Annotated in this window: 1 protein-coding gene; it reads right to left on the bottom strand. The window is 31.8% G+C overall.

Going from position 1 to position 305, the window contains the following annotated elements:
• Positions 1 to 92 (bottom strand): adaptor protein MecA (locus C1E99_RS14005; RefSeq protein ID WP_193441830.1); only part of this gene is annotated, 92 nt, incomplete at its 3' end.
• Positions 93 to 305: the final 213 nt, after the last annotated feature.

Raw genomic sequence — 305 nt, 5'->3', positions numbered from 1 at the left:
AGAAAGTCCGAAAGTTCCATTCCTCTCTCTTCCAAATCATCTAATTTTATAGTGATTTTCAAGGTTGAATCACTAATTTGCTTTACTTTCATAACTACCTCATTCATTGATTCATCAATTTCTTAAAATTGATTGATCATTTTCAATACTCATACATATCTTCCACCATTATACTAAAACCAAGCTCGAAAGACAAAAGAAAAGCAGGTCTCCCTGCTCTTAAAATAAAAATGTGATAAAGGCATAAACCAATAAAATCGCACCTAAAATGATGCGGTAGTAACCAAAAACCGTGAAATCATGTT

The sequence above is a fragment of the Streptococcus suis genome, from assembly GCF_002964045.1.
Classification (GTDB): domain Bacteria; phylum Bacillota; class Bacilli; order Lactobacillales; family Streptococcaceae; genus Streptococcus; species Streptococcus suis_U.
The sequence above is the reverse complement of the archived record's forward strand: the minus strand, read 5'-3'. Positions and strand labels throughout refer to the sequence as shown.